The 25827-nt window shown below is 68.0% G+C and carries 33 protein-coding genes; 13 read left to right on the plus strand and 20 right to left on the minus strand.

The window, feature by feature from the left end:
• Together AC1DJ5_RS10550 and rpsU are read right to left on the minus strand one after the other, a co-directional pair.
• Positions 1-185 (minus strand): hypothetical protein (locus AC1DJ5_RS10550; protein WP_477020557.1); only part of this gene is annotated, 185 nt, incomplete at its 3' end.
• Between the two features lie 196 nt (positions 186-381).
• On the minus strand, positions 382-624 hold the full coding sequence (rpsU, locus tag AC1DJ5_RS10555; RefSeq protein WP_184271562.1) for a 30S ribosomal protein S21: 243 nt from the start codon (positions 622-624) through the stop codon (positions 382-384).
• A gap of 190 nt (positions 625-814) precedes the next feature.
• On the opposite strand from rpsU, the gene AC1DJ5_RS10560 reads away from it, so the two are divergent.
• Both AC1DJ5_RS10560 and AC1DJ5_RS10565 read left to right on the plus strand, forming a co-directional pair.
• Positions 815-1495, plus strand: coding sequence for a COQ9 family protein (locus AC1DJ5_RS10560; protein ID WP_477020558.1), 681 nt, complete (start codon positions 815-817; stop codon positions 1493-1495).
• A gap of 117 nt (positions 1496-1612) precedes the next feature.
• The gene (locus AC1DJ5_RS10565; RefSeq protein WP_477020559.1) at positions 1613-1966 is read left to right on the plus strand and encodes an endonuclease domain-containing protein; all 354 of its coding nucleotides are present in this window, start codon (positions 1613-1615) and stop codon (positions 1964-1966) included.
• Between the two features lie 76 nt (positions 1967-2042).
• Here the strand turns inward: AC1DJ5_RS10565 and AC1DJ5_RS10570 are convergent, their stop codons facing one another.
• Both AC1DJ5_RS10570 and purE read right to left on the minus strand, forming a co-directional pair.
• Positions 2043-3131: a 5-(carboxyamino)imidazole ribonucleotide synthase gene (locus AC1DJ5_RS10570; protein WP_477020560.1), complete on the minus strand. Its 1089-nt coding sequence runs from the start codon at positions 3129-3131 to the stop codon at positions 2043-2045.
• 1 nt (position 3132) lies between these two features.
• A complete protein-coding gene (purE, locus tag AC1DJ5_RS10575) occupies positions 3133-3624 on the minus strand; it encodes a 5-(carboxyamino)imidazole ribonucleotide mutase (RefSeq protein ID WP_441455444.1) in 492 nt (163 codons plus the stop codon).
• Between the two features lie 137 nt (positions 3625-3761).
• Here purE and AC1DJ5_RS10580 point away from each other — a divergent pair, with 137 nt between their 5' ends.
• Positions 3762-4328, plus strand: a complete 567-nt coding sequence (locus tag AC1DJ5_RS10580; protein WP_441455618.1) for a GGDEF domain-containing protein — start codon at positions 3762-3764, stop codon at positions 4326-4328.
• A gap of 19 nt (positions 4329-4347) precedes the next feature.
• Here the strand turns inward: AC1DJ5_RS10580 and AC1DJ5_RS10585 are convergent, their stop codons facing one another.
• From AC1DJ5_RS10585 to AC1DJ5_RS10595, 3 genes are read right to left on the minus strand one after another with little or no spacing between them, the layout of a single operon-like run.
• Positions 4348-4572, minus strand: a complete 225-nt coding sequence (locus AC1DJ5_RS10585) for a YdcH family protein (RefSeq protein WP_441455446.1) — start codon at positions 4570-4572, stop codon at positions 4348-4350.
• A 39-nt stretch (positions 4573-4611) separates the two neighbouring features.
• Positions 4612-5079, minus strand: coding sequence for a TIGR02444 family protein (locus tag AC1DJ5_RS10590; protein ID WP_477020561.1), 468 nt, complete (start codon positions 5077-5079; stop codon positions 4612-4614).
• Positions 5076-5693, minus strand: coding sequence for a UbiX family flavin prenyltransferase (locus AC1DJ5_RS10595; protein ID WP_441455448.1), 618 nt, complete (start codon positions 5691-5693; stop codon positions 5076-5078). The genes AC1DJ5_RS10590 and AC1DJ5_RS10595 overlap by 4 nt, the downstream gene beginning before the upstream one ends.
• Before the next feature lie 115 nt (positions 5694-5808).
• On the opposite strand from AC1DJ5_RS10595, the gene AC1DJ5_RS10600 reads away from it, so the two are divergent.
• Positions 5809-5982, plus strand: coding sequence for a YdcH family protein (locus tag AC1DJ5_RS10600; RefSeq protein ID WP_441455449.1), 174 nt, complete (start codon positions 5809-5811; stop codon positions 5980-5982).
• Between the two features lie 72 nt (positions 5983-6054).
• Here the strand turns inward: AC1DJ5_RS10600 and AC1DJ5_RS10605 are convergent, their stop codons facing one another.
• The gene (locus tag AC1DJ5_RS10605) at positions 6055-6720 is read right to left on the minus strand and encodes a DUF1013 domain-containing protein (RefSeq protein WP_477020562.1); all 666 of its coding nucleotides are present in this window, start codon (positions 6718-6720) and stop codon (positions 6055-6057) included.
• 215 nt (positions 6721-6935) lie between these two features.
• On the opposite strand from AC1DJ5_RS10605, the gene AC1DJ5_RS10610 reads away from it, so the two are divergent.
• Entirely contained in the window at positions 6936-7571 is a 636-nt protein-coding gene (locus tag AC1DJ5_RS10610; RefSeq protein WP_477020563.1) for a beta/gamma crystallin-related protein, read from the plus strand.
• A 44-nt stretch (positions 7572-7615) separates the two neighbouring features.
• Here the strand turns inward: AC1DJ5_RS10610 and AC1DJ5_RS10615 are convergent, their stop codons facing one another.
• Positions 7616-8587, minus strand: coding sequence for an NAD(P)H-quinone oxidoreductase (locus AC1DJ5_RS10615; protein ID WP_477020634.1), 972 nt, complete (start codon positions 8585-8587; stop codon positions 7616-7618).
• A gap of 79 nt (positions 8588-8666) precedes the next feature.
• On the opposite strand from AC1DJ5_RS10615, the gene AC1DJ5_RS10620 reads away from it, so the two are divergent.
• Entirely contained in the window at positions 8667-8870 is a 204-nt protein-coding gene (locus tag AC1DJ5_RS10620) for a DUF1192 domain-containing protein (protein WP_477020564.1), read from the plus strand.
• A gap of 104 nt (positions 8871-8974) precedes the next feature.
• Positions 8975-9502 carry a protease adaptor protein RcdA gene (gene rcdA / locus AC1DJ5_RS10625; RefSeq protein WP_477020565.1) on the plus strand — a complete coding sequence of 176 codons (528 nt, stop codon included), beginning with the start codon at positions 8975-8977 and terminating at the stop codon, positions 9500-9502.
• Positions 9503-9518: 16 nt separating this feature from the next.
• Here the strand turns inward: rcdA and AC1DJ5_RS10630 are convergent, their stop codons facing one another.
• Positions 9519-11075: a L,D-transpeptidase family protein gene (locus AC1DJ5_RS10630; protein WP_477020566.1), complete on the minus strand. Its 1557-nt coding sequence runs from the start codon at positions 11073-11075 to the stop codon at positions 9519-9521.
• Between the two features lie 163 nt (positions 11076-11238).
• Positions 11239-11463: a 50S ribosomal protein L31 gene (gene rpmE, locus AC1DJ5_RS10635; RefSeq protein WP_441455458.1), complete on the minus strand. Its 225-nt coding sequence runs from the start codon at positions 11461-11463 to the stop codon at positions 11239-11241.
• 131 nt (positions 11464-11594) lie between these two features.
• Here rpmE and AC1DJ5_RS10640 point away from each other — a divergent pair, with 131 nt between their 5' ends.
• Positions 11595-13457, plus strand: coding sequence for an ABC transporter transmembrane domain-containing protein (locus AC1DJ5_RS10640; protein ID WP_441455459.1), 1863 nt, complete (start codon positions 11595-11597; stop codon positions 13455-13457).
• 629 nt (positions 13458-14086) lie between these two features.
• On the opposite strand, the gene AC1DJ5_RS10645 is transcribed toward AC1DJ5_RS10640, so the two are convergent.
• The 5 genes from AC1DJ5_RS10645 to AC1DJ5_RS10665 all read right to left on the minus strand — a co-directional run bounded on the left by AC1DJ5_RS10645 (position 14087) and on the right by AC1DJ5_RS10665 (position 17849).
• Complete coding sequence (locus AC1DJ5_RS10645) at positions 14087-15130, minus strand: glycerophosphodiester phosphodiesterase (RefSeq protein WP_477020567.1); 1044 nt, start codon at positions 15128-15130, stop codon at positions 14087-14089.
• Positions 15131-15328: 198 nt separating this feature from the next.
• Positions 15329-16135 carry an inositol monophosphatase family protein gene (locus AC1DJ5_RS10650; protein WP_441455462.1) on the minus strand — a complete coding sequence of 269 codons (807 nt, stop codon included), beginning with the start codon at positions 16133-16135 and terminating at the stop codon, positions 15329-15331.
• Positions 16136-16269: 134 nt separating this feature from the next.
• On the minus strand, positions 16270-16836 hold the full coding sequence (gene efp, locus AC1DJ5_RS10655) for an elongation factor P (protein ID WP_441455463.1): 567 nt from the start codon (positions 16834-16836) through the stop codon (positions 16270-16272).
• Positions 16837-16993: 157 nt separating this feature from the next.
• On the minus strand, positions 16994-17494 hold the full coding sequence (gene bfr / locus AC1DJ5_RS10660) for a bacterioferritin (RefSeq protein ID WP_441455466.1): 501 nt from the start codon (positions 17492-17494) through the stop codon (positions 16994-16996).
• A 169-nt stretch (positions 17495-17663) separates the two neighbouring features.
• Entirely contained in the window at positions 17664-17849 is a 186-nt protein-coding gene (locus tag AC1DJ5_RS10665) for a (2Fe-2S)-binding protein (protein WP_441455467.1), read from the minus strand.
• A gap of 122 nt (positions 17850-17971) precedes the next feature.
• Here AC1DJ5_RS10665 and thiE point away from each other — a divergent pair, with 122 nt between their 5' ends.
• From thiE to AC1DJ5_RS10680, 3 genes are all read left to right on the plus strand, one after another.
• A complete protein-coding gene (thiE, locus tag AC1DJ5_RS10670) occupies positions 17972-18631 on the plus strand; it encodes a thiamine phosphate synthase (protein WP_441455469.1) in 660 nt (219 codons plus the stop codon).
• 64 nt (positions 18632-18695) lie between these two features.
• Positions 18696-20375: a sensor histidine kinase gene (locus tag AC1DJ5_RS10675; RefSeq protein WP_477020568.1), complete on the plus strand. Its 1680-nt coding sequence runs from the start codon at positions 18696-18698 to the stop codon at positions 20373-20375.
• Positions 20376-20407: 32 nt separating this feature from the next.
• A complete protein-coding gene (locus tag AC1DJ5_RS10680; RefSeq protein WP_477020569.1) occupies positions 20408-21109 on the plus strand; it encodes a hypothetical protein in 702 nt (233 codons plus the stop codon).
• A gap of 3 nt (positions 21110-21112) precedes the next feature.
• On the opposite strand, the gene AC1DJ5_RS10685 is transcribed toward AC1DJ5_RS10680, so the two are convergent.
• Positions 21113-21448, minus strand: a complete 336-nt coding sequence (locus AC1DJ5_RS10685; protein WP_477020570.1) for a VOC family protein — start codon at positions 21446-21448, stop codon at positions 21113-21115.
• A 102-nt stretch (positions 21449-21550) separates the two neighbouring features.
• Positions 21551-22750: a thiolase family protein gene (locus tag AC1DJ5_RS10690; protein WP_477020571.1), complete on the minus strand. Its 1200-nt coding sequence runs from the start codon at positions 22748-22750 to the stop codon at positions 21551-21553.
• Positions 22751-22920: 170 nt separating this feature from the next.
• Here AC1DJ5_RS10690 and AC1DJ5_RS10695 point away from each other — a divergent pair, with 170 nt between their 5' ends.
• Positions 22921-23733 carry an IPT/TIG domain-containing protein gene (locus AC1DJ5_RS10695; protein WP_477020572.1) on the plus strand — a complete coding sequence of 271 codons (813 nt, stop codon included), beginning with the start codon at positions 22921-22923 and terminating at the stop codon, positions 23731-23733.
• Between the two features lie 15 nt (positions 23734-23748).
• On the opposite strand, the gene AC1DJ5_RS10700 is transcribed toward AC1DJ5_RS10695, so the two are convergent.
• Positions 23749-24576: an acyl-CoA thioesterase gene (locus AC1DJ5_RS10700; protein WP_477020573.1), complete on the minus strand. Its 828-nt coding sequence runs from the start codon at positions 24574-24576 to the stop codon at positions 23749-23751.
• Between the two features lie 182 nt (positions 24577-24758).
• On the opposite strand from AC1DJ5_RS10700, the gene AC1DJ5_RS10705 reads away from it, so the two are divergent.
• Positions 24759-25250 carry a winged helix-turn-helix transcriptional regulator gene (locus AC1DJ5_RS10705; protein ID WP_441455477.1) on the plus strand — a complete coding sequence of 164 codons (492 nt, stop codon included), beginning with the start codon at positions 24759-24761 and terminating at the stop codon, positions 25248-25250.
• 3 nt (positions 25251-25253) lie between these two features.
• Here the strand turns inward: AC1DJ5_RS10705 and AC1DJ5_RS10710 are convergent, their stop codons facing one another.
• Positions 25254-25772: a hemerythrin domain-containing protein gene (locus AC1DJ5_RS10710; protein ID WP_441455479.1), complete on the minus strand. Its 519-nt coding sequence runs from the start codon at positions 25770-25772 to the stop codon at positions 25254-25256.
• Positions 25773-25827: the final 55 nt, after the last annotated feature.

The raw sequence follows: 25827 nt of genomic DNA on the forward strand, positions 1-25827 counted from the left end.
ATAGACCACACTCCATTCATGACGCCGCTGGGGCCTAGCGACGGGGCGTTCGACCCGTCCATCGTAGAGGCTCCGGTCAGGGTCGAGGGGGTTACTCGGACCGTTCCAGGACCGCGTCGTCGCGCGGCCTGCCCGTCATGGGCGCCGGGAGTAGCCGCAAACAGCGGCGCCTGCCCCGAGCTCATGTCCAACTCTTCGCGCGGGGCGTCGGCCTTCGTCGAAACGGTAAAACTACAACCTCTCCGGGCGAAGGCCCGGCGCCCCGCCCAGCCCTCCGCCGCCCGCGATTTCGCGAGGCGGGCAGCGGCGTTCAGCCAAAGAAAAGGCCCGCTCCGGTTTCCCGGGGCGGGCCTTGATCTTTCAGCCGAGGCTGGAGCCGTATTAACGGCCGCCCGGAACCCGGGGCTTCGGAGCCGGCAGCAGGCCCTCGCGCTGGGCGCGCTTGCGAGCCAGCTTGCGGGCGCGACGGACAGCTTCAGCCTTTTGACGGGCGCGCTTTTCCGAAGGCTTTTCGAAGTGCACGTGGCGCTTCATTTCACGGAAGCTGCCTTCGCGTTGCATCTTCTTTTTCAGGGCCTTGAGGGCCTGATCGACGTTGTTGTCGCGGACGAAAATCTGAACCAGGGTTATCTCTCCTTTGGCCGCCCGCCGCGTCCTTTCGAAGGGAGACGGGCAGACAAAATAAAAACCTCTTCCGAAAGGCGGGGCTCTCGGATGAAGGCGCGCTGATACACGACCAGCCTGGGCCTGTCCAGATCGACACAGGCAATCGTGATGGGTCGAAAAGCCCGAAGGACAGGACTATTCTGGGGATATGACCGAAGCCGCCGACGCCGATCCCAAACCCGCCCCCAAGGACGATTGGGCCGCCCGCACGGAACAGGGCGTCCTGGACGCCGCTATAGAACGCGCGCCCGTGCTGGGCTGGAACAGCCGCCTGGTGCGCGCGGCGTGCGAGGCGAACGGCCTGTCGCTGGGCGACGAGGAGTTGCTGCTGCCCAACGGCGCGCGCGATCTCGCCGTCCTGCTGTCGCGCCGTCACGATTCGCGGGCGTTGAAGGCGCTGGAGGCCACGCCGCCGGACACGATGAAGATTCGCCAGCGAATCGCCGCCGCCGTCTCGGCGCGGATGGAGGCCGGGGCGCAGGACATCGAGGCGGCCAAGCGCTGCGCCGGTTTCCTAAGCCTGCCGACCAACGTCGACCTGGGCTTCAAGCTGGCCTGGGAGAGCGCCGACCACCTGTGGCGCTGGGCCGGGGACACGGCGACGGATCAGAACCACTATTCCAAGCGGGCCATCCTGGGCGGCATCCTGATTCCGGCCCTGACCATGCGCTGGTTCGACGGCAAGGAGGCGGCGGAGGCCTTCGTCGGCCGCCGCATCGAGAACGTCATGGCCTTCGAGAAGTGGAAGGCGGGCAAGGATTTCGACGCGCCGCTAAAGGCCGTGACGGATGCGCTGGGGCGGTTACGCTATGGGGCGAAGGAAGCGTAGCTCCCTCTCCCGATGGGAGAGGGCTTGAGCGCACGAGAGCGAAGCGATCGTCCTAGCGCGAAAGGGTGAGGGTTCCCGGCTTGCCGTTGTTTCTCGCGGCTTGCACACTCTAACCCCATGACATCCTTACGAGCCGACCGTGCGCGTGCGTTGCGCCAAGCTTCCGGACGCGCTGAGGAACGTGTCTGGTCGGCCCTGCGCGGCGGGCGGATCGACGGACACAAGTTCCGCCGTCAGCATCCTGTGGGACCGTATTTCGCGGACTTCGCTTGCGATCCACTACGCCTGATCATCGAGGTCGATGGCGGCGTGCATCGGCTGGATGAGGTCGCGGCGCGCGACCTTGAGCGGCAGCAGACGCTTGAGGCATTGGGTTGGACCTTGATCCGGGTGTCTAATAATCAGGTCTTCGGCGCGCCAGAAGAGTTGATCGAAGCCGTAAGGATGCACGCGCAGCGCTTGAACGGCTGACCGCCGACCCTCCCCCTTTCGCCTTGCCAATCGCTTCGCTCTTGGAGGCTCAAGCCCTCTCCCATCGGGAGAGGGATCAGAGGATGCGGTTCACATGCGCCATCTTGCGGCCGGCGCGAGCCTGATGCTTGCCGTAGAGGTGCAGTCGGGCGTTCGGCTCAGCAGCCAGGGCGCGCCACTGATCGACCTCGTCGCCCAGCAGATTGGTCATCTCGATCCGAGCGTGGGCCTCGGTGGGGCCGAGGGGCCAGCCGACGATTGCGCGGACGTGCTGTTCGAACTGATCGCAGACGCAGCCGTCCTGGGTCCAGTGGCCGGTGTTGTGGACGCGTGGGGCGACCTCGTTCACCAGCAGTTCGGGCTTTCCTTCAGAATTGGCGCCCATGTCGAACAGTTCGATGCCCATGACGCCGACATAGTCGAGGCCGTCGAGGACGGCGGCGGCGATCTCGTGGGCGCGCGCTTGCGTCTTCGCATCGACGGCGGCGGGTGCGAGGGTGGTCTTCAGCACCCCGTTGGCGTGGATGTTCTCGCCCAGCGGATAGACGGCGACCGCGCCGTCATGGTCGCGCGCGGCGATCACCGACAGTTCGCGGTTGAAGACGGCGGCGGCTTCAAGAATGGCGGGGCGGCGGCCGATGGCGTCAAAGGCGGCCTCGGCCTGGGCGGCGTCGCGGATCCAGACCTGACCCTTGCCGTCATAGCCTTCGCGGCGGGTCTTCAGCAGGGCGGGCAGGCCCAGAGCTTCGATGCCGGCGGTCAGGTCGTCCAGCGTGGCGACGGACGCGAAATCGACGGTCGGGGCGCCGACGGCGTTCAGATAGGTCTTCTCGTCCACTCGGTCCTGGGCGACGGCCAGAGCCGTCGGCCCGGGCGCGACCAGGGCGCCGGCCTCGGCCAACTGTTCCACCGACAGAGCGGGCACGTTCTCGAACTCGAAGGTGACGACGTCGCACAGTCGGCCCAGGGCCTGAAGCGCGTCAGGGTCGTCATAGGGGGCGGTGATCTGGGCGCGCGAGACGCGGGCGGCCGGGCAGTCGGGCTCGGGGTCGAGGATCACCACGTCGAAGCCCAGGCGCGAGGCGGCCTGGCTCAGCATCCGGCCCAGCTGGCCCCCGCCGAGAATGCCGAGGGTCGATCCGGGGGGCAGGGGCAACTGGGGCAAGTCAGTCCTCGACGGTTTCGGCGACGGATTCGGTCTGGGCGGTGCGGAAGGCGCTCAGGCGCTCGGCCAATGCGGGGTCCGACAGGGCCAGGATCTGCGCCGCCAGGATGCCGGCGTTGGCGGCGCCCGCCTCGCCGATGGCCAGGGTGGCGACCGGCACGCCGCCGGGCATCTGGACGATGGAGAGCAGGCTATCCAGCCCCTTCAGCGCCTTGGACTGGACCGGCACGCCCAGCACGGGCAGGTCGGTCATCGAGGCGGCCATGCCGGGCAGGTGGGCTGCGCCGCCGGCGCCGGCGATGATGACCTTGTGGCCGTTCGCCTTGGCGTTCGTGGCAAAGTCATACAGACGCTTCGGGGTGCGGTGGGCGCTGACGACCTTGGCTTCCCAGGCGACGCCCAACTGGTCCAGACGTTCGGCGGCCAGCTTCATGGTCGGCCAGTCGGAACGGCTGCCCATGATGATGGCGACAGGTGGCGTCGAGGCGGTCATGCGCGAAGGCTCCCCACACGGAAAGCGGCCCGTTACAGCACGCGCGTTGCGCCCGCAACCAAGGTCGCTAGAATCCCTAGCGTCGCGAGGGCCTGAGTCGCCCGCGATTCGCGATACCGGAGCCTGACTTGACCGACGTGGCCGAACCGACTGCAGAGACCGATCTGCACGCCGAGATCGAACGGCTGCGCGCCGAGGTCGTCGCCCTGACCGCCCGCGCCGAGGAGGCCGAGGCCCTGGCGGATCATGATGTCCTGACCCGGGCGCTGAACCGGCGCGGCTTCATGACGGTATTGAACCGCAGCATGGCCTTCTGCCGCCGTCACGAGGTTCAGGCGGTGCTGTTGTACCTCGATCTGGACGGGTTCAAGGGCGTCAATGACCGGCTGGGCCACGCCGCCGGGGACGCCGCCCTAGTGCGGGTCGCGGACCTGCTGCTGGAAAATGTGCGCGAGTCCGACGCCGTCGGGCGGTTGGGCGGCGACGAGTTCGCGCTGCTGCTGCTGCACGCCGGGGTCGAGGAAGGTCGCGACAAGGCCCGGCGTCTGGCGGAAACGCTCGAAGCCGACGGCTTCCAGTGGCAGGGCGAGCGCGCAGCTCTGGGCGGTTCGTTCGGCGTCCGGGCCTATTCCGGCCAGACCGATCCCGAGATCTGGCTGTCGGAAGCCGACGCGGCCATGTGGCTGAGGAAGAAGGGCCGCTGACGGCGCTTATCAGTCCGGCTCAGGCGATGATGTCGGGCAGGATGCGGTCTTCGACCTTCACGATCTCGTCGCGCAGGGCCAGCTTCTTCCGCTTCAGGCGCGCGATCAGCAGTTGATCGGGGATCGGCATATGACCCAGGGCGTCGATCGAGGCGTCCAGGTCGGCATGTTCTTGCAGGAGCGTTTTCAGCTCAGCCCGCAGCCGCTGGTCCTCATCGGACAGAAAAGGTTGGTCGTCGTTCATGGTTCGCCCCGGACCCGTTATCTTATAGCTGACCGGCCGTCAGGCGGGAAGGCGTTCGGCCAGGGTTGTCAGCGCGGGCCGCGGCACGATCCGGGTCCACTGCCGGGCGGTCTCGGCCAGACCGTCGATGGCGCGGCGCGGCGCGCCGGACGGGGCGGGGGCCAGGCTTTCCAGCTCCAGCATCAGGCGGCGCTCGGCGTCCAGCTCGACCGTCTTGACCTGTTGTCGCAGCGCCTCGCGCGCCGCATCGTCGATGTCGGGGATGGGCGCCTTCAGCGTGCGGCGAACGGCGCGCAGGTGGGCCACGATCACGGTGTCATAGGCTCTCGCCGTGTCGCAGGCGGCCTCAAGGGTTTCCTCGTCCGGGCGGCGGCCGGTCACGGCGACCCAGGCGGCCCACAGCAACAGGGGCACGTTCTGCTCGTTGTGGTCCTGCAGGCTCAGGCAGACCTCGGCGACGCCCGGCGCGTCATAGGCTGCGACGGCCCAGGTCCACAGGTCGCTCATGCTTCGCTTGCGCCCTTGAGGCCTTCCCAGCGGCGCACGGCGGACCAGTCCAGGCCGAACAGGTCCAGCGCCCGGCCGACCGACTGGTCCACCATGTCGGCGATGGAGGCGGGCTTGGCGTAGAAGGCGGGCAGGGGCGGGGCGATGACGGCTCCCATTTCGGCCAGGGCGGTCATGGTGCGCAGGTGGCCCAGGTGCAGCGGCGTCTCTCGCACCATCAGCACCAAGGGGCGGCGCTCCTTCAGCGCCACGTCGGCGGCGCGGGTCAGCAGGGTCGAGGTCACGCCGGTGGCGATCTCGCTCATGGTGCGCACCGAGCAGGGGGCCACGATCATGCCGAGCGTGCGGAAGGAGCCCGAGGCGATAGCGGCGCCGACATCGGCCAGTTTGTAGACGACGGAGGCCTTGGACATCAGGTCGTCGGGCGTCAGGTCTGTCTCCTGCGACAATGTGAGCAGGGCGGCCTTGCTGACCACCAGATGGCTCTCGATGCTCAGTTCCCGGAGCGCATCCAGCACCCGTGCGCCGTAGATCGCGCCGGAAGCGCCGGAGATTCCAACGACCAGCCGCAAGGGGGCCGGCTTGCTTATGGTCGAGTTCACATCATCGGCCATTTTGACTTCCACAGTGTCCGTGTTCGGAGCGGCGGAGGGTCACCGCAATGTGATTCCACAGCCCGTCGTTCCGGGCGCTCAGTGTAGTGGTCCCTTAGACATGGAGGCGCAAGCCATGACCATCGAGGCTCGTATTCGCGAACTGGGAAACCGTCACCGTTCGCTGGACGAAACGATCCAGCAGGAGGCGCGGAGACCCACCGCGGACCCGATCCAACTCAGGGAACTCAAGCAGCGAAAGCTCAGGCTGAAGGAAGAAATCACTAGTCTGGAGGCCAGGGCCCACTAGCCACTCCTCCCAAAACGAGAACGGCCCCGAAGAGCGATCCTCGGGGCCGTTTCTTGTTTCAGGGCAGAACGATCAGTCGTTCTTGCCGAACACCGACTCGGCGGTGGGCTCGGCGCCGGGGCGCACGCGCTCTTCCGGGACGAACTCGGGCTCTTCCGGTTCGGCTTGGATGGATTGCAGGGCGGCGCCGCCGGCCTTGGCGTCGTCCTTGGCCTTCTTGTCGGCGGCCTTCTTGACGATTTCATCGAGCTGCAGCTGGCCGACCAGGCCGAGCGTTACCGGATCGACCGGCTTGATGTTGGCCGAGTTCCAGTGGGTGCGGTTGCGCACGGTCTCGATGGTGGACTTGGTGGTGCCCAGCAGCTTGGCGATCTGGGCGTCGGTCACTTCCGGGTGGTTGCGCACGAACCAGGCGATGGCGTCCGGACGGTCCTGACGACGCGACACGGGCGTGTACTTGGGGCCGCTCTTGCTGGGCTTCATCAGGTCGGCGTGGCGGCTGACCACAGCCTTCATGCGGTAGTCGGGGTTGTCCTGGGCTTTTTCCAGTTCTTCACGCGTCAGTTGGCCGCCCGTGACCGGGTCCACGCCGCGGATGTCGCGGGCCACGTCGCCGTCGGCGATGCCGCGCACTTCCAGCGGGTGCAGGCCGCAAAAATCAGCGATCTGCTCGAAGGAGAGCGAGGTGTTGTCCACCAGCCAGACCGCGGTGGCCTTGGGCATCAGGATGTCGGTCATGGGGCGTGCGTCCCGGCGTTTGCGGCCCGAATATCGGGCGTTTGAATCGGCGGCGCCCGACCTTTCGGCCGGGCGCGAGAGCTTCTGTATAGGCGATTTTCCGGCAAATGAAAACGTCGTCTGACCTTGGCATACAGCCAAGGTTCATCCGTGATGGTGAACTGTGTGGCCGAGGGCGCGTTGTGCGCCCTGGGAGCAGCGGAGGAGACCGTCCCATGAGAAGGTTCTTGATTGCAGCCGCAGGTGTGGTCGCGGCGGTCGGCGGTCTGTCGGCAGTTACTGTCACGTCGGCGGACGCCCAGGCTCAGACGCGCGGCGCCCCGCGCGGCAGCTATGCGCAGAGCTGCTCCGGCTCCTACGTCAATCAGGGGCGCCTGTACGCCGACTGTCGCGACCGTTCCGGCCGGATGCGCGAGACGTCCATCGAACTGGCGCGCTGCTCCAGCAGCGACATCGGCAACGATAACGGCCTGCTGGTCTGCTACAATCATCGCGGCGACTATGAGAACGGCGGCCGTACAGGCGGCGGACCTGGCAACGGTCCCGGTCGGCCTGGCGGACCGGGCGGCGGCCACGGCGGGGGCTGGGGCAATGCTTCGATCACTGTCTATCGCGACGCCAATTTCCGCGGTCAGTCGATGACCTTCCGCGAAGACATCCCGAACCTGCGCAGTAGCGGTCTGAACGACGCGATCAGTTCGTTGCGTCTGGAGCGCGGCAGCTGGGAAGTCTGCGAGGACGCCAACTATCGCGGGCGTTGCCAGGTCATCAACGGCGACGTGCGGGACCTGGGCCGCTCGGGCATGAACGACCGGATTTCGTCGCTTCGCCCCGCCCGTCGCGGCTACTGACACCGGAAACGGGAGGCTTCGGTCTCCCGTTTTTGTTCGGGTGCTCAGAGCGTCAGGACGATCTTGCCGACATGATCGCCGGCTTCCAGCCGCTGATGTGCGGGGGCGGCCTGTTCCAGCGGAAAGGTCGCCTCGACCTTCGCCCGGATCTTGCCCGAAGCGACCCAGGGCCAGACGGTTTGCTCGAGGGCGGCCGCCAGGCGGGCCTTTTCGTCGGCGGGGCGGCTTCGCAGGGTCGAACCGGTCAGGACGATCCGTTTCAGCATCACCCGCATCAGGTCGATCTGCGCCAGGGCGCCGGTCAGGGTGGCGATGACGACCCAGCGGCCGCCGGGCTTGAGGGCGTTGAGGTTCAGTTCGGCATAGGCCGCCCCGACCATGTCCAGCACCACGTCGGCGCCGCCCGCAGCCTTGATCGCGGCCAGCAGGTCGCCGTCGGCGGCGTTCAGACTGACGTCGGCGCCGAGCGCGCGGGCGGCTTCGGCCTTGGCCTCGCCGCGCGAGGTGGCGATGACGCGCGCGCCCGCGGCCTTGGCCATCTGGATCGCCATGACGCCGATGCCGCTGGTCGCGCCGTGGATCAGCAGGGTCTCGCCGGCCTTCAGTCCCCCGCCCTCGAAGACGTTGGCGAAGACGGTGAAGGCGGTCTCGGGCAGGGCCGCGGCGTGAACGAAGTCCAGATCGTCGGGGACGGGCAGGGCGTGGCGGGCATCGGCCATGGCGTAGTCGGCGTAGCCGCCCCCGCCCAGTAAGGCGCAGACACGGTCGCCGACGCGCCAGCGGGCCACGCCTTCGCCCACCGCATCGACCTCGCCCGCGACTTCCAGCCCCAGAATGTCCGAGGCGCCGGGCGGGGCGGGGTAGAGCCCCAGACGCTGCACGATGTCGGGTCGGTTGACCCCGGCGGCGCGCACACGGATGCGGATTTCGCCGGGCGCGGGCGTCGGCCGCGGTCGTTCCGCCAGATGCAGGGCTTCGGCCGGACCCTTGCCGCCTTCGATCTCGATGACCCGCATGATGGCTCCGCCGCTTGCAATCGTCGTCATTGGGGCGTTTTCATACGGCTTCGTGCGGTCGCTGACCACGGAGGCGATGATGACGTTGGAAGATCTGGAGCCCCGGCCCCAACGCGGCGAGGCGCTGACGGCGCTGGAACGCGAGGACCTGGACCTCTACGCCGTGGACGAGTTGCACGAGCGTATCGCCGCCCTCGAGGCCGAGATCGCGCGCGCCAAGGCGGCCATTGAAGGCAAGTCCTCCAAGCGCAGCGCGGCGGACGCCCTGTTCAATTTCCGCTGAGAAGGCCCTCCCGCGATTTCGTAATCCGTGGCATGACGATTGCAGTTCCGGTCCGTGCGGCGTCCTTTCGACCCGCGAGTTCTGACGGACGCGCGTGACTTTTCATGGGTAGAACCGAGTTGACAGCCATCGACGCCGATGTGGCCGGGTCGCGTTCGCGCAGCGCCGAGGTGCTGGATTTCGCGCGTTCTGAGCTGTTCGATCGCACCTTCCGCGAGGGAATGGAGCTGGTCGAGGAGACGGCCGCCTACTTGGACGGCGACGGGCGTCAGGATTCGCGCCTGCTGTCGCGTGCGGCGGCCCTGGCCTATGCGGGCGAGAGCATGAAGCTGACGACGCGGCTGATGCAGATCGCGTCCTGGCTGCTGGTCCAGCGCGCCGTGCGCGAGGACGACATGAGCGCGGCCACGGCCTGCGAGCCGCGTTACCGGCTGGCGGATCGCCGGATCGAGACCGAACCGAGCCACCGTGAACTGCCCATCGCCCTGATCGAATACGCCGTGCGCGCCGAGAAGCTGTACGACCGTGTCCTGCATCTGGACCGGCGCATGTACCTCGACGGCGGCGATGAGCCGGCCGTCAATCCGGTCCAGAGCCAACTGGACCGGCTGCAGGCGGCCTTCGGGAGCTGACCTTCTAAAGCGTTCGTTACGGCCCGACGTCGTTGGCGTCGCTCGGCCCGTCGGCGATGACGCGCGGCAGGGTGACGGCGATGCCCAGGGCTTGCGCCAGCTTGGCGTCCCGCTGATAGACGTCTTCGCGGAAGGCGACCCGGCCCTGTCCGTCGACGAAGGCCGTCCAGTAGAGCAGGCGCACGGCGATTTCGCGGCCGGTGGTGACGCGCTTGGTCTCGCGGCTGTCCTGGGCGGCGTCGAATTCGGCCAGCTTGGTCGGATCGGGCGACAGCAGCAGGCGGGCGAACTCGACCGCGTCCTGCACCCGCACGCACCCGTGGCTGCGCTGACGCACCGTCAGGTTGAAGGCGGCCTTTGACGGGGTGTCGTGCAGGAAGATGGCGTAGCTGTCCCGCAACTCGAACTTCACATAGCCCAGCGACGACTTGGGCCCAGCGCGCTGCACCACCCATCCGTCGCTGTTGATGTACATGTCGTGGGCGGCCAGATAGCCGGGACCCTTGGGCAGGATTTCGCGGCGGGCGATGCCCATGGGCACGGTCCACGGCGGATTGGCCACGACCGAGGCGAAGGGTTTTTCCAGGCTGGGGGTCTGGTTCTCGTCCGTGCCGACGATGACGCGGTTGGAGTGAACCGGCTTGCCGTCCTTCCAGTAGACCATGATGGCGGCGGCGGTGTTGACCTCGATCCGCTCGGGATTCAGCTCGCGCTTCAGCCAGCGGCGGCGTTCCAGGTTGAGGGCGATCTGGCGAGCGCGGTCCTCGGCCGAGGCGCCGAGCGAGCGCTGGGTGCCGGGGCCGATGCGACCGTCCGGGCCCAGGCCGTGGCGGGTCTGGAAGCTGCGCACGGCCTGTTGCAGCTCGGAGCCGTAGGTCAGATTGCCTTTCAGGCGCGCACCGGCCGAGGCGCTGAGGTCGCCCTCGGCGACCAGACGGGCGATCAGGGCGGGGATGCGGTTGTCGCTGGTCCCCGGCTCGATCGTGCCGCCCTGACGGAAGGCGGGCCAGCCGCCCTGTCGGGCGATGCCGCGATAGCGGGCGTAGCCGGCCGACAGATTGGTGTAGCCGATGTCGGTCGGGGCCAGGCCGTCGAACCACTGGCTGAGTTGGTTGGCGCTGATCGCCTGGGTCAGGCCGGTGGGGATGTCGACGCTGTTCTTCTGCATCTCCCACAGGTCCTCCACCGTCTCGGGACGGACACGGCCCTCGGCCAGGACGCGGGCGTAGGCGACGGCGGCGGCGGTGGTGCGGATCTCGGCCGAGCCGGGATCAGCCGCCAGGCCGACGAAGTCGAAGAAGTCCCCGGCGGGCAGGGCGTGGCGCTCGGCCCCGGCGGCGACGTCCTGAAGGATACGCAGCCGGTCGGCGGTCCAGATCGGCTTGCCGCCGGTCAACTGATAGACGGCGCGGACGTCGGCCTGCTGCTCTGGCGGCAGGCGCAAAGCCTGGGCCTCGAAGCCGGCGACGAAGACCTGGGGGTCGATGGGCCGGTTTTGGGCCAAGGCGGTCGAGGCCGCGCCGAGGGTCAGGGTCGTCGTCGCGACGCCAAGGCCCAGTTCCCGTCGATTCATACTTGAAACTCTTGCAGTCCGATCCGGCGTCAGACCCGTCGCCTGCGCCCCGAAGGATCGAACGCGGCCATGTTATCGACGTTCCGGGCAAACAAAAAGCGCCGGCCCATCGGACCGGCGCTTCTGTGACGACTTTGTCGCAGCCCAGAGACGGGCTGAGGGCTTACTTCTTGATGAAGCCGCCGAACTTGTTGTTGAAGCGCGACACGCGGCCACCGCGGTCCAGCATGTGGGCGTTGCCGCCGGTCCAGGCCGGGTGCGTCGACGGGTCGATGTCGAGGGCCAGCGAGGCGCCTTCTTTGCCGTAGGTCGAACGGGTCTGGAAGGTGCTGCCGTCAGTCATCACAACCGTGATGAAGTGGTAGTCGGGGTGCGTGTCCGCTTTCATCGATCTGATCCGTCTCTGCGCGGCGACGATGCCGACCGTCAATGCGCGTAAATAGAGAAACCCGCCGAGGCTGCGGCGGGAATGAGCGGCGGCGTTTACACCGGGGGGCGTTCCGGGGCAAGAGCGCTGGCATGACCCAAGTTTCCTCGCCTTCCGCTTCGCAAGAGGCCAACGCCCAAGCGGCCCGCGGTCGCCCCGGCGCCGGCGCCCTTCTGGCCGAACAGATGGACGAGGCGGGCGGCAAGCGCGCCAAGACCCGCAACATCAGGCCCCTGGGGCGTTTGCTGCCCTTCATGATGCGACACCGGCTGGACGCAGGGATCGCCGGCCTGTGGCTGCTGTTCTCGACGGCGGCGTCCCTGGGGCTGACGGCGACGGCGCGCGGGGCCATCGACAACGGCTTCGAGAACGCTGGCCGCGACATCAATACCTGGTTCCTGATTCTGGGGGCGAACGCCCTGATTCTGGGGCTGGCGACGGCCTTCCGCTATTTCTACGTGACCAAGACGGGCGAGCGGGTCATCGCCGACCTGCGCACGGCCCTGTTCCAGCGCATCCTGACGCTGGACCCGGTCTTCTTCGCCCATATGCGGACCGGCGAGGTGCTGTCGCGCCTGACGACCGACATCCAGTTGGTCGACACCCTGCTGACCACCTCGGTCAGCTATGCCCTGCGCAACTTCTTCACCCTGATCGGCGGGGTGATTCTGCTGTTCTTCGTCAGCCCCAAGCTGACCGGGTTCGTGCTGCTGATCGTGCCGGTGCTGATCGTGCCGCTGTTCATCTTCGGGCGTCAGGTGCGCAAGCTGACGGTCAAGTCGCAGGACACCTTCGCCAACGCCGTCGGCTTCGCCGGCGAGAGCGTGGACGCCATCGAGACGGTTCAGGCCTTCGGGCGTGAAAAGAGCGCCATCGGCCGCTTCGGCGCGGCGGTGGAGGAGGCCTTCGGCGTCTCCCTGGTTCGGATGCGGGCGCGGGCGGTGATGACCGCCATGATCATCGTCGTCATGTTCGGCGGCGTGACCCTGGTGCTGTGGCTGGGGGCGCAGGACGTGATCGCCGGGACCATGACGCCGGGGGCGCTGTTGCAGTTCGTCCTGCTGTCGGTCTTCGCCGCCGGGGCCGTGGGCGCGCTCGGCGAAAGCTGGGGCGACGTGCAGAAGGCCGCCGGGGCCATGGAGCGGATCGACGAACTGATGCGGGCCGTCCCCGCCATCGCCCCGCCCGCCAAGCCTGTGGCCCTGCCGCAGCCGCCGCTGGGCGAGGTGTCGATGTCGGCGGTGGACTTCGCCTATCCGGGCCGTCCCGACCTGCCGGCGCTGAAGGGTTTCAGCCTGACCGTGCGGCCGGGCGAGACCGTGGCCCTGGTCGGGCCGTCAGGCGCGGGCAAGTCGACGGTCTTCCGTCTGTTGCTGCGTTTCTATGATCCGCAATCCGGTCTGGTGTCGGTGGACGGCGTGGACGTGCGCGCGGCCGACCCGGTCGCGGTGCGCGAGCGCTTCGCCTGGGTGTCGCAGGAGGCGCCCCTGTTCTCGGGCTCGGCGCTGGAGAACATCCGGTTCGGCCGCGAGGCCGCGACCCTGGCCGAGGCCCGCGCCGTGGCCGACGAGGCCCAGGCGCTGGGCTTCCTCGAGGCCCTGCCGCAGGGCTTCGACACGCCGCTGGGCGAGCGCGGCAAGAGCCTGTCGGGCGGTCAGCGGCAACGTCTGGCCATCGCGCGGGCTCTGGTCCGCGAAGCCCCGATCCTGCTGCTGGACGAAGCCACCAGCGCTCTGGACGCCGAGAACGAGCGTCTGGTGCAGGCGGCGCTGGATCAGGCCATGTCCGAGCGCACCACCTTGGTCATCGCCCACCGTCTGGCCACCGTGCTGCGGGCCGACCGCATCGTCGTCATGGACGGCGGCAGGGTGGTCGAGGAAGGCACCCACGCCGAACTGACGGCGCGGGGCGGGCTGTATGCGCGGTTGGCGGCCTTGCAGTTTCAGGGGACGTAAATAGTTCACCCTCTCCCGGCGGGAGAGGGCTTGAGGCTCGGAGAGCCGAAGGCGATCCGCCTGCCGAAAGGGTGAGGGGCTAAGGGCGCCGTCGGCGAAGCCGTCGCGCTTGGATTCGGTTGGTTGGGCTGCGGCGTTACGGCTTGCGCCGACTGGGGGTGGGAACCCTCACCCTTTCGCCTTCGCCAATCGCTGCGCTCTTGGAGGCTCAAGCCCTCTCCCATCGGGAGAGGGGGTAACGCCGAGATTGCACTGCGATCCGAAAAAAACAGTTCAATTGGGGCAATCTTCGCCGGGGTGACCGGCGATCCTTCCCTGCGGAGCGGGGGAGGATTGAGGGACGTTTGCGGCTGCGACGATGTCAAAGAACGCGAGCATGATAACGCGGTCTGGGATGGTGCCATGAGTTGCGCGGCTGGACGCTGGAAAAGGCTTTGAGATCAAGGCGCGAGCCAGCGTCGTTGTGATGGCTGGCGGGCCTTTCCCCCCTGTTCGCGGCGCGAATGGGGAGGTGGATCGGCGGCGCAGCCGACGAGACGGAGGGGGCGACTCGACGGTGGACGTTTGCGCCGCCCCCTCCACCGCTACGCGGTCCCCCTCCCCATGAAATGGGGAGGAAAGAGGCGCTGTTACCTCGCCGCGACCGCTACGCCCGGAAAGTCGCTGAACACGGCGTCGACGCCGAGGGCGTAGAAGGTCTTCAGATAGCCGCTCAGGTCGCCGTGGCTGGCGGGGGCATCGCCAACCCGGCGTTCCAGCGGCAGGAAGGCGTTTTCGGCGCGGAAGGTCCAGACCACGACCTGCAGCCCCGCGGCATGGGCGTCGGCGATGAGGGATGTCGACGGCAGGCTCCGGCCCTCGTCGCGCGGCAGGATCAGGCCGGTCTCGACGCCGATAGCATCGGCATAGGCGGCGACGGCGCTCAGGCCCTCGGGGCTGCTCATGGCGGCGTAGGTCAGGTCGGGACGGTCGGCGGGGCCGCCGGAGACGCTCATCAGTTGCAGCAGCGGCGCGTCGATGCGGGTCTTGAGCCGTTGCAGCGGCCCGACCTCGAAACACTGGATCAGGATGGGGGCGTCGGCGCCGGTCAGGCCGTGACGCTCCAGCGCGGCGACGAAGGCGTTCTCCATCGGCAGGCCGATGCCGGCAAAATAGGAGGGGTGCTTCAGCTCCGGCGCGACGCCGATGACGCGGCCGGTGCGGGCGGTCGCCTCGCGCGCGATGGCCACGACCTCGTCGAAGGTCAGGATGGCGTCCTGGCCGTCCCAGGCGGTGTTGGCGGGGCGCAGCAGGGGCAGGCGCTCGCGCGCGCGCAGGGTCTTCAGTTCGGCCAGGGTGAAGTCTTCGGTGAACCAGCCGGTGGTCTCATTGCCGTCGATGGTCTTGGTGGCGCGGCGGGCGGCGAACTCAGGGTGGTCGGCCGCGTCGGTCGTGCCGCCGATCTCGTTCTCGTGGCGGACGACGAACTGGCCGTCGCGGGTCATGACCAGATCGGGCTCGATGAAGTCCGCGCCCTGTTCGATGGCTAGTCGATAGGCCGAGGCGGTGTGCTCGGGCCGTTCGCCGGAGGCGCCGCGATGGGCGATGACCTTGGCAACGACTGGGGGGGCGGGCGCAGACATGGCCGGGGTTCCGCTGAGGAGGAGGGCGGCGGTCAGGATGAGACGGATCATGCGCCGAGGGTAGGGGCGGGACGTGACGCGCGTGTGATTTCTCCCTCCCCTTCATGGGGAGGGTGGTCGTCGCGAAGCGGCGAGCGGGTGGGGAGGGCTAGATACGACAAGGGCGGCGGGTCAATGACCACGCCGCCCCCACCCGGCCTCGCCTGACGGCTCGGCCACCCTCCCCATGAAGGGGAGGGAGAGTTCTAGTTAGGCCGCCTGCAGGATCTTGCGCAGTTGCGGGTGCAGTTCGGGGTTGGCGGCGACGATCTGCTTGCCCGACTTGGGGTCGCCGTCGATGTCGATGGTGGTGACGGTGCCGCCGGCTTCGGTGACGAACAGGATGCCCGCCGCCACGTCCCAGGGCTGCAGGTTACGCTCGAAATAGGCGTCGTAGCGGCCGGCGGCGACCCAGGCGAAGTCCAGCGAGGCGGCGCCCAGGCGACGGATGCCGGCGACGCGCTGGCCGACCGCGTGGATGTCCTTGATCGCCTGGGAGTGGCCGATCTTGCCGATGAAGGGCAGGCCGGTCGAGATCAGGCTCTCGGACAGGTCGCGACGGCCCGAGACGCGGATGCGCTGGTCGTTCAGATAGCAACCCTTGCCCTTTTCGGCCCAGAACAGCTCGTTCATCACGGGGTTGTAGGTGACGCCGGCGACGATCTCGGACGAGCCGTCGGGGTGCTTGCGCTCCAGGCCCACCGTGATGGCGAAGTGGGGCATGGCGTGCATGAAGTTGGTGGTGCCGTCGATTGGGTCGACGATCCAGGTGTGCGACTTGTCGGTGCCTTCGACCATGCCGCGTTCCTCGCCGAGGAAGCTGTAGCCGGGGCGGGCCTTCATCAGCAGTTCGAACAGCGTGTCTTCGGCCTTGAGGTCGGCGGCGGTGACGAAATCACCCGGACCTTTGCGCGAGACCTGAAGCTGGGCGACTTCGCCGAAGTCGCGAAGCATGGGGCGGGCGGTCTTGCGCACTGCGCCGATGATGACCTGAACGAGGGCGGAGGCGAGAGCCATGAGTATCTCCTGGTCCGGCTGTCCTTGAAGGCCCTGTCGGCCCGGAGAGACGGAGAAGCAAAAGGGGCGCGGACCATCCGCGCCCCTGTAACTGTCTTATAGCGCCCGACCTTGGCCGGGAAAGACGGTGTTTGTTAGTCCGCGCGGCGGACGTATTCGCCCGTCGTCGTGTCGACGATGATGCGCTCGCCGGCCGACATATAGGGCGGGATCATGATGCGGACGCCGTTGTTGGCGATCGCGGGCTTGTAGGACGACGACGCCGTCTGGCCCTTCACGGTGGGCTCGGTCTCGGCGACTTCCAGAACGACCTGTTCCGGGAGTTCCAGGCCGATCGGACGCTCTTCGTGCATCTCGATGATGACCTTCATGCCCTCCTGCAGGTAGGGGATGCGTTCGTCGCCGACCCAGTCCTTGCGCAGTTCGATCTGCTCATAGGTGGCGTCGTCCATGAAGACGAGGCTGTCGCCGTTGTCGAACAGATAGGAGAAATCCTTCTGTTCGAGCGTGACGCGCTCGACCTTGTCTTCCGAACGGAAGCGTTCGTTCAGCTTGTTGCCGGTTTCGAGGTTCTTGGCCTCGACGTTGGCGAAGGCGCCGCCCTTGCCGGGCTTGACGTGGCTGGCCTTGGTGACGACCCAGAGGCCGCCGTTGTGCTGCAGGACCATGCCGGGCTTGATGGTGTTGCCGTTGATTTTCATTGAAACCGCTGGGATCGAAGGGCTGGGGGCGGCCCGGCCGCTTCGTGGGCGGGCGCGCGAAATCGCGGCGAGCCGTAGAGGAACGGCGGAAAAAGGGCAATGGGGGGCGAACGCTGTCGTCGCCAGGGCGGCCCCTGGCGCGACAGCGAAGGCAGGATCAGTTGCCGGTGGCGGCGCTGTCCGTCTTGATCTCGCTCATGGCGGACTGAAGGTAGTTCTGGGCGCCCAGCAGTTCGATCAACTTGTGCTGGTTCTCGAGGAAGTCGATGTGCTCCTCGGTGTCGGACAGGATCTTCATCAGCAGGTCGCGGCTGACGAAGTCGCCTGCGGCTTCACATTGGGCGACGGCGGCGGCGGTCGTGGCGCGGCTGTCGATTTCCAGTTGCAGGTCGGCGCCCAGGCATTCGATCGGCTCTTCGCCGACCTTGAGCTTGTGCAGGTCCTGAAGGTTGGGCAGGCCGTCGAGGAAGAGGATGCGCTTGATCAGCATGTCGGCGTGCTTCATCTCGCCGATCGATTCTTCGTAGATGACGTGGCCGAGGTGGGCCAGGCCCCAGCTCTCGAACATGCGAGCGTGCAGGAAGTACTGGTTGACCGCCGTCAGCTCGTTGGTCAGCACCGCGTTGAGGGTGCGGATGATCGCCGGATCGCCCTTCATGGTCGTCGCCTTTCGTCGTCGGCGGCGGACGGGAGGCCGGAACGGCGCTCCAGACTCGATCGCTGCCTGATGCCAAAGGCTTTTACCACGGCAAAGGCGTCGTGGATTATTTGCGAGTATTTATCACTGCATTGATAGTGCGAGTGAAATTCGCTGCCGGGAGTAGAGACTATTCGGCCGCGAGGGCGAAGGCCGCCTGGGTGTCCTGAATCATCTGACGCATTTCGCAAACGCACTTGGCGCATTGCGGAGCGCATTGATTGGTCGCGAAAATATCCTTCGGACGGGTCGCACCCGCCTCGATGGCTTGAGCGACGTCACGTTGGCGAAGGCCGTTACAGTTGCAGACGTACAAGGCGACAAGCCCCGAAGCAGTTCTTGAGAATGGCTCGCTATAGCATTTCTTAAGGCGAGTGCAAATCGTTCGCATGAGGTTGCGACATTGACGCCCGCCGCGGGGACGGGCAGGGCGAGGGCATGGCTCGTCAACCCGCTCTTCCGCCCCGTCCGCCCTGTCAGCTATATCTGATCACGCCGCCGGCCATCGCCGACCTGGAGGCCTTCGCCGGCCTGCTGGAGCAGGCGCTGTCGGCGGGCGAGGTCGCGGCCCTGCAGATCCGGCTCAAGGACGTTTCGGATGATCAGGTGCGCGCCGCCGTGGCGCGGCTGGCGCCGATCGCCCGGGCCCACGGCGTGGCCGTGATCCTGAATGACCGGCCGGACCTGGCGAAGGCCACGGGCTGCGACGGGGTGCATGTCGGCCAGGACGATATGTCAGTGGCCGAGGCGCGGCGCATCATGGGACCGGACGCGATGATCGGCGCCACCTGCCACGATAGCCGTCACCTGGGCATGGAGGCCGCCGAGGCGGGCGCGGACTATGTCGCCTTCGGCGCCTTCTTCCCGACGGACACCAAGGAAACGACGCACCGGCCCGAACTGGCGGAACTGACCATCTGGCAGGAGACGATGGAGACCCCGTGCGTCGCCATCGGCGGCATTACGGTCGACAACGCCGCCCAGGTAGCCGCTGCGGGCGCGGATTTCGTCGCGGTCAGCGCGGGCGTGTGGAAGCATCCCGAAGGCCCTGCGGCGGCGGTGCGGGCGCTTAACGCCGTTCTGGCGACCGCGTTCTGACTTCAGAGGATGTTTAGGAAGCTTGGGCAGGATGGGGTGTTAGTCGCGTACACCGGACCCGATCATGACCATGAGCCGCGCGCTCGACAGGCCTGAATACGTCATCGACGCCGACGCGGAGCGCGGCGCGGTCGGCGTTGTCGCCGCGCCAAACGCCAGCTTCTTCCGCCAGCCGTTGGCGCCGATCCTGACTGCGGTGGGGGTGACGGTGCTGGTGGTTCTGGCGATCAGCTTCGCCCGCACCAACGGTCTGGTCGCAGCCCTGTGGGGCGCGGGCGGGCTGGCTCTCGCGGTCTGGCTGCGCAGTGGTCGCGGCACGGCCTATGATTTCGGCTTCGGCGCCCTGGTGGTCACGGGCGTTTTGGCGGGCGAGTTCCTGGTCGGCAACGGCCCGGCCCTGTCCCTCATGTTCACCGCCATGAACCTGCTGGAGATCACTCTGGCGGTCGTGCTGACCCGTCGGTTCGTGTCCGGCCTCAACGTCAACAGCGTCGAAGGACTGACCCGTTTCCTGGCGGTCTGCGCTGCATCGGCCCTGCCTTCGGCGATTCTCAGTGCGCTGGCGCTTGAGGCCATGGTCGGCGCGGACGTGCTGGACGGGTTCAGAATCTGGTGGTTCGGCCATTCGCTGGGGTTCGCGGTGATCGGCGTCTTCGGCCTGGCGCTGCAGTCGCGGCATTTGGCCATCCTGCGCCAGCCCGCGCGGCTGGCCGAAGGCGTCGCCATATGCGGTCTGGTCGGCGCCGCCTGCTATGCGATCTTCTCCCAACTGAGCTTGCCTTACGGCTTCCTGCTGTTGCCCCTGCTGGTCCTGATGGCTGTGCGTTTCCGTGTGGCCGGGACGGCCACCGCGCTGTTGATCGTTTCGGTCATGGCGATCGGCGGCACGATGGTCGGTCATGGCCCCTATCATGCCTTCAGCGCTGAGCACCGAGCCCTGCTCGGGCAGCTTCTGGTGCTGTTGGGCTATATGCCGATCCTGATGGTCGCAGCCCTGCTGGAAGAACGCGACCGTCTGGCGGAACGCGCCCGCGCCGGACGGGACCGCGCCGAACGCGCCTCGGCGGCGAAGTCGCGCCTGCTGGCCAACGTCGCCCATGAGATCAAGAGCCCGGTCGGCGGCATCATCGGCATCGGCGAACTGTGGGCCGGCGGCCAGCTGGGCGAAGCCTCCGCCGGTCAGGTCGAAATGGCGCAGATGCTGGTCAAGACCGCGCGTCAGGTGGAGGCCCTGGCCCATGATCTTCTGGATGTGGCGCGCGCCGAGTCGGGCGCCCTCAGGGTCGATCTGCGTCCCACGGACGTGGTCGGCGTCCTGGAAGACGTGCGCCGCGCCGTGATGCTGAAGCCGGAGGCGGCGAACGTGGCCGTCGACGTGGCGGTCGAAGGCGACGCCCTGATCGCTCAGGCGGATTCGCAGCGTCTGGCCCAGGTGATCGGCAATCTGGCCAACAACGCCATCAAATACGGCGCGTCGGGCGGGGTAGTGAGACTATGCGCCCTGTGGGCCGATGGCCGAGTCCGGATCGAGGTCCGGGACCAGGGCTCCGGCCTGTCCCTGGAGAAGCAGGCGCAGTTGTTCGAGCCGTTCAACAGGCTGGGGCTGGAACGCTCGGCCATCGAGGGGCACGGCATCGGCCTGGCTCTGGCCAAGCGCCTGACCGAGCTTCAGGGCGGCGAGATCGGCGTGATCTCCGCGCCTGGCGAAGGCGCGACCTTCTGGGTGGAGCTTGAGGCGGCTTGACCGCTTCCCGCGCTCCGCGCCAAGGTCGACGCATGAGAACCTTGCTGATCGCTTCCGCCCTCCTGACCGTTCCCGCCTCGGCCCTGGCGCAGAACCCCAGCGCCGAGGAACTGACGCGGCTGCTGAACGGCGCGCCGCCGGCCGCTGTTCGGCCCGCGCCTCAGGCTCAGCCCCAGAACCCACGTCCGAGCGCGGCTCCGACGCCCGCGATCAGTTCGTCCCCGACCCCGACCCCGACCCAGGCGGCGCCGGTTCGCGCGACCGCAGCGCCCGCTCCGGTGGCCGCGGCGCCGGTTGTTCCCGTTCGGGCGCCGGCTCCGAGCTCGACCCCCGCCCCGGCTCCTGCTTCGGCCGCCGCCGCGTCGGCGACGGGCGCGCTGAACGCCGCCGCCGTCGCCGCCCTGCCGTTCCGTATTGAACTGCCCGCGGGCTTCCAACTGTTCGAAGGCCGGGGGGCGCCGGATTCGCGTGTCTGGTCGGTGCGCAAGGCGGGCAAGACCTTCGCCATGATCTACGCCGGGCCATCGTCGCAGTTTCCCATCTATGACGGCGAGCGAGTTCAGGCGGCGGGCCGCGTCAGCGTCGTCGTGCCCGAGGGCATGCGCCGAATCGCCATGGAACATCTGTTCCAGCGTCCGGGCGCCCCGGCCGAAATCCACGTCTGGCTGATGAGCCTCGACGGCGCCGACCGCGACGCCGCCGAGCGGATCGCCCAGTCGATCGATCCGAAATAGGGCCTAGGTCTCGGACCAGACGGCCAGTTCGTTGCCGGACGGGTCGCGGAAATGGAAACGGCGTCCGCCGGGGAAGGCGAAAATCGGGTGGAGGATTTCTGCGCCCGCCGCCTGAACCTTGGCCAGCATGGCCTCCAGGTCGTGGGCGTAGAGGATGGGCAGGGGCTTGGGCGTCATCGCCTCGGTGGTGAAGCCGCCGTCCAGCCCCTCGCCGAAGGCGGCGTAGTCGGGACCAAAGTCCTGGAACACCCAGCCGAAGGCGGCGGCGTAGAAGGCCTTGTGCGCCGCCATGTCGGTGGCGGGCAGTTCGAGATAATCCAGTTTTCCGTCTTCGCGCATGGGGCGTTCCTTTTGCGGGATTGAAGGTCAGGCTCCCACGCCGCGCGGCTCCGCGCAAACGGGGGCGGCAGGCAGGACCCGCCGCCCTGACATCATCCCGCGTTAGGCCAGTTCCACGGCCATGGCCACGGCTTCGCCGCCGCCGATGCACAGCGAGGCCACGCCCTTCTTGCCGCCGCGCGCCTGAAGCGCCGCCAGCAGGGTGGACAGGATGCGCGCGCCGGATGCGCCGATGGGGTGGCCCAGGGCGGTGGCGCCGCCGTTGACGTTCAGCTTGGCGCGGTCGATGCCCAGTTCCTGCTGCGCGATCATGGCGACGACGGCGAAGGCCTCGTTGACCTCCCACAGATCGACGTCCTCGACCGACCAGCCGGCCTTCTTCAGGGCTTTGCGCATGGCGGGGACGGGGGCGGTGGTGAACAGGCCTGGCTCATGGGCGTGGGCGGCGTGGGCGACGACGCGGGCGACGATCGGCAGGCCGAGCGCCTTGGCCGTTCTTTCGCGCGTCATGACCAGAGCGGCTGCGCCGTCCGAGATCGAGGAGGCGTTGGCGGCGGTGATGGCTCCGTCCTTGGTGAAGGCGGGGCGCAGGGTGGGGATCTTGGCCGGGTCGGCCTTGCCGGGCTGCTCGTCCTCGCTGACGGTGACGGGGCCCTTGCGGGTGGCGACCTCGACCGGGACGATCTCGGCCCTGAAGGCGCCCGAGGCGATGGCGGCCTTGGCGCGGGTCAGGCTTTCGATGGCGTATTCGTCCATCTGTTCACGCGTGAACTGATACTGGGCGGCGGAGTCCTCGGCGAAGACGCCCATGGCCTTGCCGGGGGAATAGGCGTCTTCCAGACCGTCCATCATCATGCTGTCGACGATGACGTCGTGGCCGATGCGGGCGCCGGCGCGGTGCTTGTTCATCAGGTAGGGGGCGCCGCTCATCGACTCCATGCCGCCGGCGACGATGACGTCAGCCGTACCGGCGAGAAGGGCGTCGTGCGCCATCATGGCGGCTTGCAGGCCCGAGCCGCACATCTTGTTCACCGTCGTCGCCTCGACGTGCTTGCCGAGCCCTGCGCCGATGGCGGCCTGACGCGCCGGGGCCTGGCCCAGGCCAGCGGGCAGGACGCAGCCCATGTAGATCTGCTCGACCTTTTCAGGGGCGAGGCCCGCGCGCTCGACGGCGGCCTTGACCGCGGCGGCGCCCAGATCGGTCGCCTTGACCGTGGACAGCGCGCCCTGGAAGCCGCCCATCGGCGTGCGGGCGAAGGAGACGATGACGACGGGGTCTTGGGCGCTGTTCGGGGCAGTCATGGCGGTTCGTCCTGATGGAAACTCTGTGGGGGCTAGATCGGGCGCCGAGCAATGCGGCGCAAGGCGTAATGGGACGCAGGTTGACCGCTGCTCGCCGGGCGGTGTTGTTAACCTTTGCTGTAAAATCGATTCGCCGGGCGTCGCCGAGGCAGGATCAGAAAGCTGACATCATGCTTCGTTGCCTGTCGGGCGCCGCTCTGGCCGCCGCCGTTTTCGCCTGCGCCGCGCCGGCCCTCGCCCAGAACGTGACCATGAGCGCGTCCTATGCCTCGCCGGGCGTCAATCCGGGCGGCAGCATCCAGCTGAAGTTCTTCCTCTACACCTCCGAGGTGTCGCCGGACCCGATGAGCGGCGGCGCTTTCACCTATACGGTTCCGGCAGGGCTGACGGCGACGGGCTATGCGCTGTCGCCCTTCTGCCCGGCGACCGGATCCAGTCTGGTCGGCAACGTCCTGTCGGTCAGCGGCATCAGCCAGACCGCCTCCTTCATCTGCGAAATCGTGCTGGACCTGCAGGCGGACGGCACTTTGACCACCTATCCCCTGACGCCGACGACGTTGACCTTCGCCACGCCGACGGGCGGCAGCTTCGCCATGGTCGGCGGGTCCAATGCGACCCTGACGGTCACCCATGCGCCGGTGGTCGGCCAGCTTTCGCCGGCGTCCGGTCCGCTGGAGGGCGGGACCAGCGTCGTCATCACCGGAACCAATTTCAACGGGGTGACCTCGGTGACCTTTGGCGGAATCCCGGCGGGTTTCACGGTCAACAGCCCGACCCAGATCACCGCCGTCGCTCCACCCGCCGCCAAGGGCGCGCGCAACATCTCGATCTCGGCCCTGGGCGGTCCCAGCCTGGTGTCGCCCAGCAGCAGCTTCATCTACGCCGAGCAGGTGCCGACCCTGACGGAATGGGCGATGATCCTGATGGCGACGGTGCTGGCCGGGTGCGGCGCCCTGTTCGTGCAGCGCCGTCGCGCCGCCTGACGCGATGTTCGGCATCTAGAGCAGCTTGCGACGCTGGCGGGCGATGGCCAGAGGCCGCCCGTCGGCGCCCCAGGCTGTCGCCTCGTCCACCGACCAGCCGAGGCCGTGATCCAGCAGCCGGTATTCAAAGAAGGCCCAGCCGTCGGGCGCGGTCTCGGGCGTCGGATCGCCAAGAAAATCGTAGCGAAGATCGACCGAGGTCATCATCGGCGGCGCCTTGAAGGCCGTCCACGCCGGGGGATAGAGGGCGTCCAGCAGGTAGGATAGCCGCAGTTCGTCCAGCGGCGCCCCGTCGCGGGTGCGCATCCAGACGCGCTCGACGGCGGGCTTGCCTTCGTTGCCGCCGAGGATGTTGGGGCCGCCGTCGAAGCGATAGTCAACGTGCTGCGAGAAGCGCGGGGCCATGGGGCCGCTGAGGCCCGGCGCGTCACGGTGCAGCGCGGGCGGCGGCGCCGCAAGCGGGCTGAGGGTTTCGGCGCTGTCGCCGTCCACGCCATAGGTGGCGCTGGCGTGGTGGGTCAGGCGCGAGCCTTGCCCGCCCTCAACCACGGCATAGGCCACGTTGCGCCCGCCGCGCAGCAGGCGGGGGCGGAACTGGATCGGCTGGCCATAGCGGGCGGCGGCCAGATACTGGACGCTCAGGCTGCGCAGCGGCGCCTTGATCCCCAGCCCCTGACGCATGGCCCCGGCGCACAGGGCCGCCAGCAGACCGCCGAAGGGAAACCCCGCCTCGGGCGGGGCGGCGATCGGTCCGTTGGAGAATTCTCCGGACAGGTGGGCGGCCAGCCCGTCTTCATCGGGCGTCAGGGTCAGGGCGTCGTGCAGAAGGTCGGCTTCGGTCATCGGTCCACGCAACAGCAGGCGAAAGAGGCGCGGGTGGAGACTGAAGCGTCGCCGCCCGCAAGTCGAGGAATGCAGGAACCGCGACTGGGGAGTCGCATGTTGGTTGCCTAAGAAAACTGACAAACTGCGTCCCGATTGGCAACCTACTTGTCAAAAGCCTGACGCGGGGTCACTTTCCGCCCATGGGACGCACCGCCGACTATAGCCGCCAGAGCTGCTCGATCGCCGCCACGCTGGAGGTGATCGGCGACCCTTGGACCCTGCTGGTCGTCCGCGACGCCTTCAACGGCGTGCGCCGGTTCGAACAATGGCAGGAGCGTCTGGGCGTGGCGCGCAACGTCCTGGCTGCACGGCTGAAGTCGCTGGTGCAGCACGGGGTGCTGGAGCCGCAGCTCTATTCGGAACGCCCGCCGCGCAACGAATATATCCTGACCGCCAAGGGCAAGGATCTGTACGGCGTGCTGGTGACTCTGCACGCCTGGGGCGAGAAGCACGTCTACGGCGACGCCGACAGCGGCATTTCCATGATCCACAAGACCTGCGGCCACGACCTCAAGCCGCGCATCGCCTGCGGCCACTGCAACGAGATCGTCAAACCCCGCGACATCGAACTGACCTGGGCCGAGAACCGGCCGACCGTCGGGGACGTGATGCCCAAGGATGAGGCGGCCTGAGCCTCAGGCCGCCGGTTCGCCTTTCAGCGCCATCAGGGGGATGACGATGTCCTCCTCGTCGTCGAGGTGGCGGGTCAGACCGGGCGCGGCGCGGTCCAGCGCATCGGCGAGCCGGTGGGCGTGGTCAGGCGCGTCGGGGGACTGGCCGGCGACCCCCTGATGGAAGGCGACGGCGTAATGGTAGAGGGCGTCCAGATGGGCGTGGATGGCGTCGTGGTCGCGGTCCAGCAGGTCGAGGCCGGTCTGGATGCGCGGCTCGATGCGGCGGAAGTGCGGGAAGTAGTGGCCGCTCTCGACCCGGTGGTGGCCGTCCAGATGCTGGAGGAAGGCTTGGAGCGTCGGCAGCAGGGCGGCGTGCAGGCCGCGCGGGTCCAGGGCGCCTGACCGCCAGCGCGTCGCGGCGGCGGCCATCTGGGCCTGCTGGGCGCGGAAGCCGGCGTGCATCTGCAGCCAGAAGGCCGCGGTTTCGGGCAGTGCGCCGGTCCAGCGCTCACGCGGGAAGGCGTCGCGCAGATACAGCATGTCGTCGGGCAGGCAGGCGCGGACGCCCAGCGCCAGGCTGTCCGTCGGCGCGTCG

It is taken from the genome of Brevundimonas sp. 01N35, from assembly GCF_056399785.1.

Bases quoted from the DNA above. Each gene is read 5' to 3' on its own strand.
- AC1DJ5_RS10710 (WP_441455479.1), bottom strand. From the start codon at position 25,772: ATGCTGTATCTGCGCGACGCCTTCCCGCGTGAGCGCTGGACCGGCGCA.
- AC1DJ5_RS10675 (WP_477020568.1), top strand. From the start codon at position 18,696: ATGACCATGAGCCGCGCGCTCGACAGGCCTGAATACGTCATCGACGCC.
- AC1DJ5_RS10705 (WP_441455477.1), top strand. From the start codon at position 24,759: ATGGGACGCACCGCCGACTATAGCCGCCAGAGCTGCTCGATCGCCGCC.
- AC1DJ5_RS10630 (WP_477020566.1), bottom strand. From the start codon at position 11,075: ATGAATCGACGGGAACTGGGCCTTGGCGTCGCGACGACGACCCTGACC.
- AC1DJ5_RS10605 (WP_477020562.1), bottom strand. From the start codon at position 6,720: ATGACCGACATCCTGATGCCCAAGGCCACCGCGGTCTGGCTGGTGGAC.
- AC1DJ5_RS10585 (WP_441455446.1), bottom strand. From the start codon at position 4,572: ATGAACGACGACCAACCTTTTCTGTCCGATGAGGACCAGCGGCTGCGG.
- AC1DJ5_RS10565 (WP_477020559.1), top strand. From the start codon at position 1,613: ATGACATCCTTACGAGCCGACCGTGCGCGTGCGTTGCGCCAAGCTTCC.
- rpmE (WP_441455458.1), bottom strand. From the start codon at position 11,463: ATGAAAGCGGACACGCACCCCGACTACCACTTCATCACGGTTGTGATG.
- AC1DJ5_RS10620 (WP_477020564.1), top strand. From the start codon at position 8,667: ATGACGTTGGAAGATCTGGAGCCCCGGCCCCAACGCGGCGAGGCGCTG.
- AC1DJ5_RS10610 (WP_477020563.1), top strand. From the start codon at position 6,936: ATGAGAAGGTTCTTGATTGCAGCCGCAGGTGTGGTCGCGGCGGTCGGC.
- AC1DJ5_RS10650 (WP_441455462.1), bottom strand. From the start codon at position 16,135: ATGGCTCTCGCCTCCGCCCTCGTTCAGGTCATCATCGGCGCAGTGCGC.
- AC1DJ5_RS10645 (WP_477020567.1), bottom strand. From the start codon at position 15,130: ATGATCCGTCTCATCCTGACCGCCGCCCTCCTCCTCAGCGGAACCCCG.
- purE (WP_441455444.1), bottom strand. From the start codon at position 3,624: ATGACCGCCTCGACGCCACCTGTCGCCATCATCATGGGCAGCCGTTCC.
- thiE (WP_441455469.1), top strand. From the start codon at position 17,972: ATGGCTCGTCAACCCGCTCTTCCGCCCCGTCCGCCCTGTCAGCTATAT.
- AC1DJ5_RS10640 (WP_441455459.1), top strand. From the start codon at position 11,595: ATGACCCAAGTTTCCTCGCCTTCCGCTTCGCAAGAGGCCAACGCCCAA.
- AC1DJ5_RS10685 (WP_477020570.1), bottom strand. From the start codon at position 21,448: ATGCGCGAAGACGGAAAACTGGATTATCTCGAACTGCCCGCCACCGAC.
- rcdA (WP_477020565.1), top strand. From the start codon at position 8,975: ATGGGTAGAACCGAGTTGACAGCCATCGACGCCGATGTGGCCGGGTCG.
- AC1DJ5_RS10560 (WP_477020558.1), top strand. From the start codon at position 815: ATGACCGAAGCCGCCGACGCCGATCCCAAACCCGCCCCCAAGGACGAT.
- bfr (WP_441455466.1), bottom strand. From the start codon at position 17,494: ATGAAGGGCGATCCGGCGATCATCCGCACCCTCAACGCGGTGCTGACC.
- efp (WP_441455463.1), bottom strand. From the start codon at position 16,836: ATGAAAATCAACGGCAACACCATCAAGCCCGGCATGGTCCTGCAGCAC.
- AC1DJ5_RS10695 (WP_477020572.1), top strand. From the start codon at position 22,921: ATGCTTCGTTGCCTGTCGGGCGCCGCTCTGGCCGCCGCCGTTTTCGCC.
- AC1DJ5_RS10595 (WP_441455448.1), bottom strand. From the start codon at position 5,693: ATGGCCGATGATGTGAACTCGACCATAAGCAAGCCGGCCCCCTTGCGG.
- AC1DJ5_RS10680 (WP_477020569.1), top strand. From the start codon at position 20,408: ATGAGAACCTTGCTGATCGCTTCCGCCCTCCTGACCGTTCCCGCCTCG.
- AC1DJ5_RS10590 (WP_477020561.1), bottom strand. From the start codon at position 5,079: ATGAGCGACCTGTGGACCTGGGCCGTCGCAGCCTATGACGCGCCGGGC.
- AC1DJ5_RS10690 (WP_477020571.1), bottom strand. From the start codon at position 22,750: ATGACTGCCCCGAACAGCGCCCAAGACCCCGTCGTCATCGTCTCCTTC.
- AC1DJ5_RS10700 (WP_477020573.1), bottom strand. From the start codon at position 24,576: ATGACCGAAGCCGACCTTCTGCACGACGCCCTGACCCTGACGCCCGAT.
- AC1DJ5_RS10600 (WP_441455449.1), top strand. From the start codon at position 5,809: ATGACCATCGAGGCTCGTATTCGCGAACTGGGAAACCGTCACCGTTCG.
- AC1DJ5_RS10615 (WP_477020634.1), bottom strand. From the start codon at position 8,587: ATGCGGGTCATCGAGATCGAAGGCGGCAAGGGTCCGGCCGAAGCCCTG.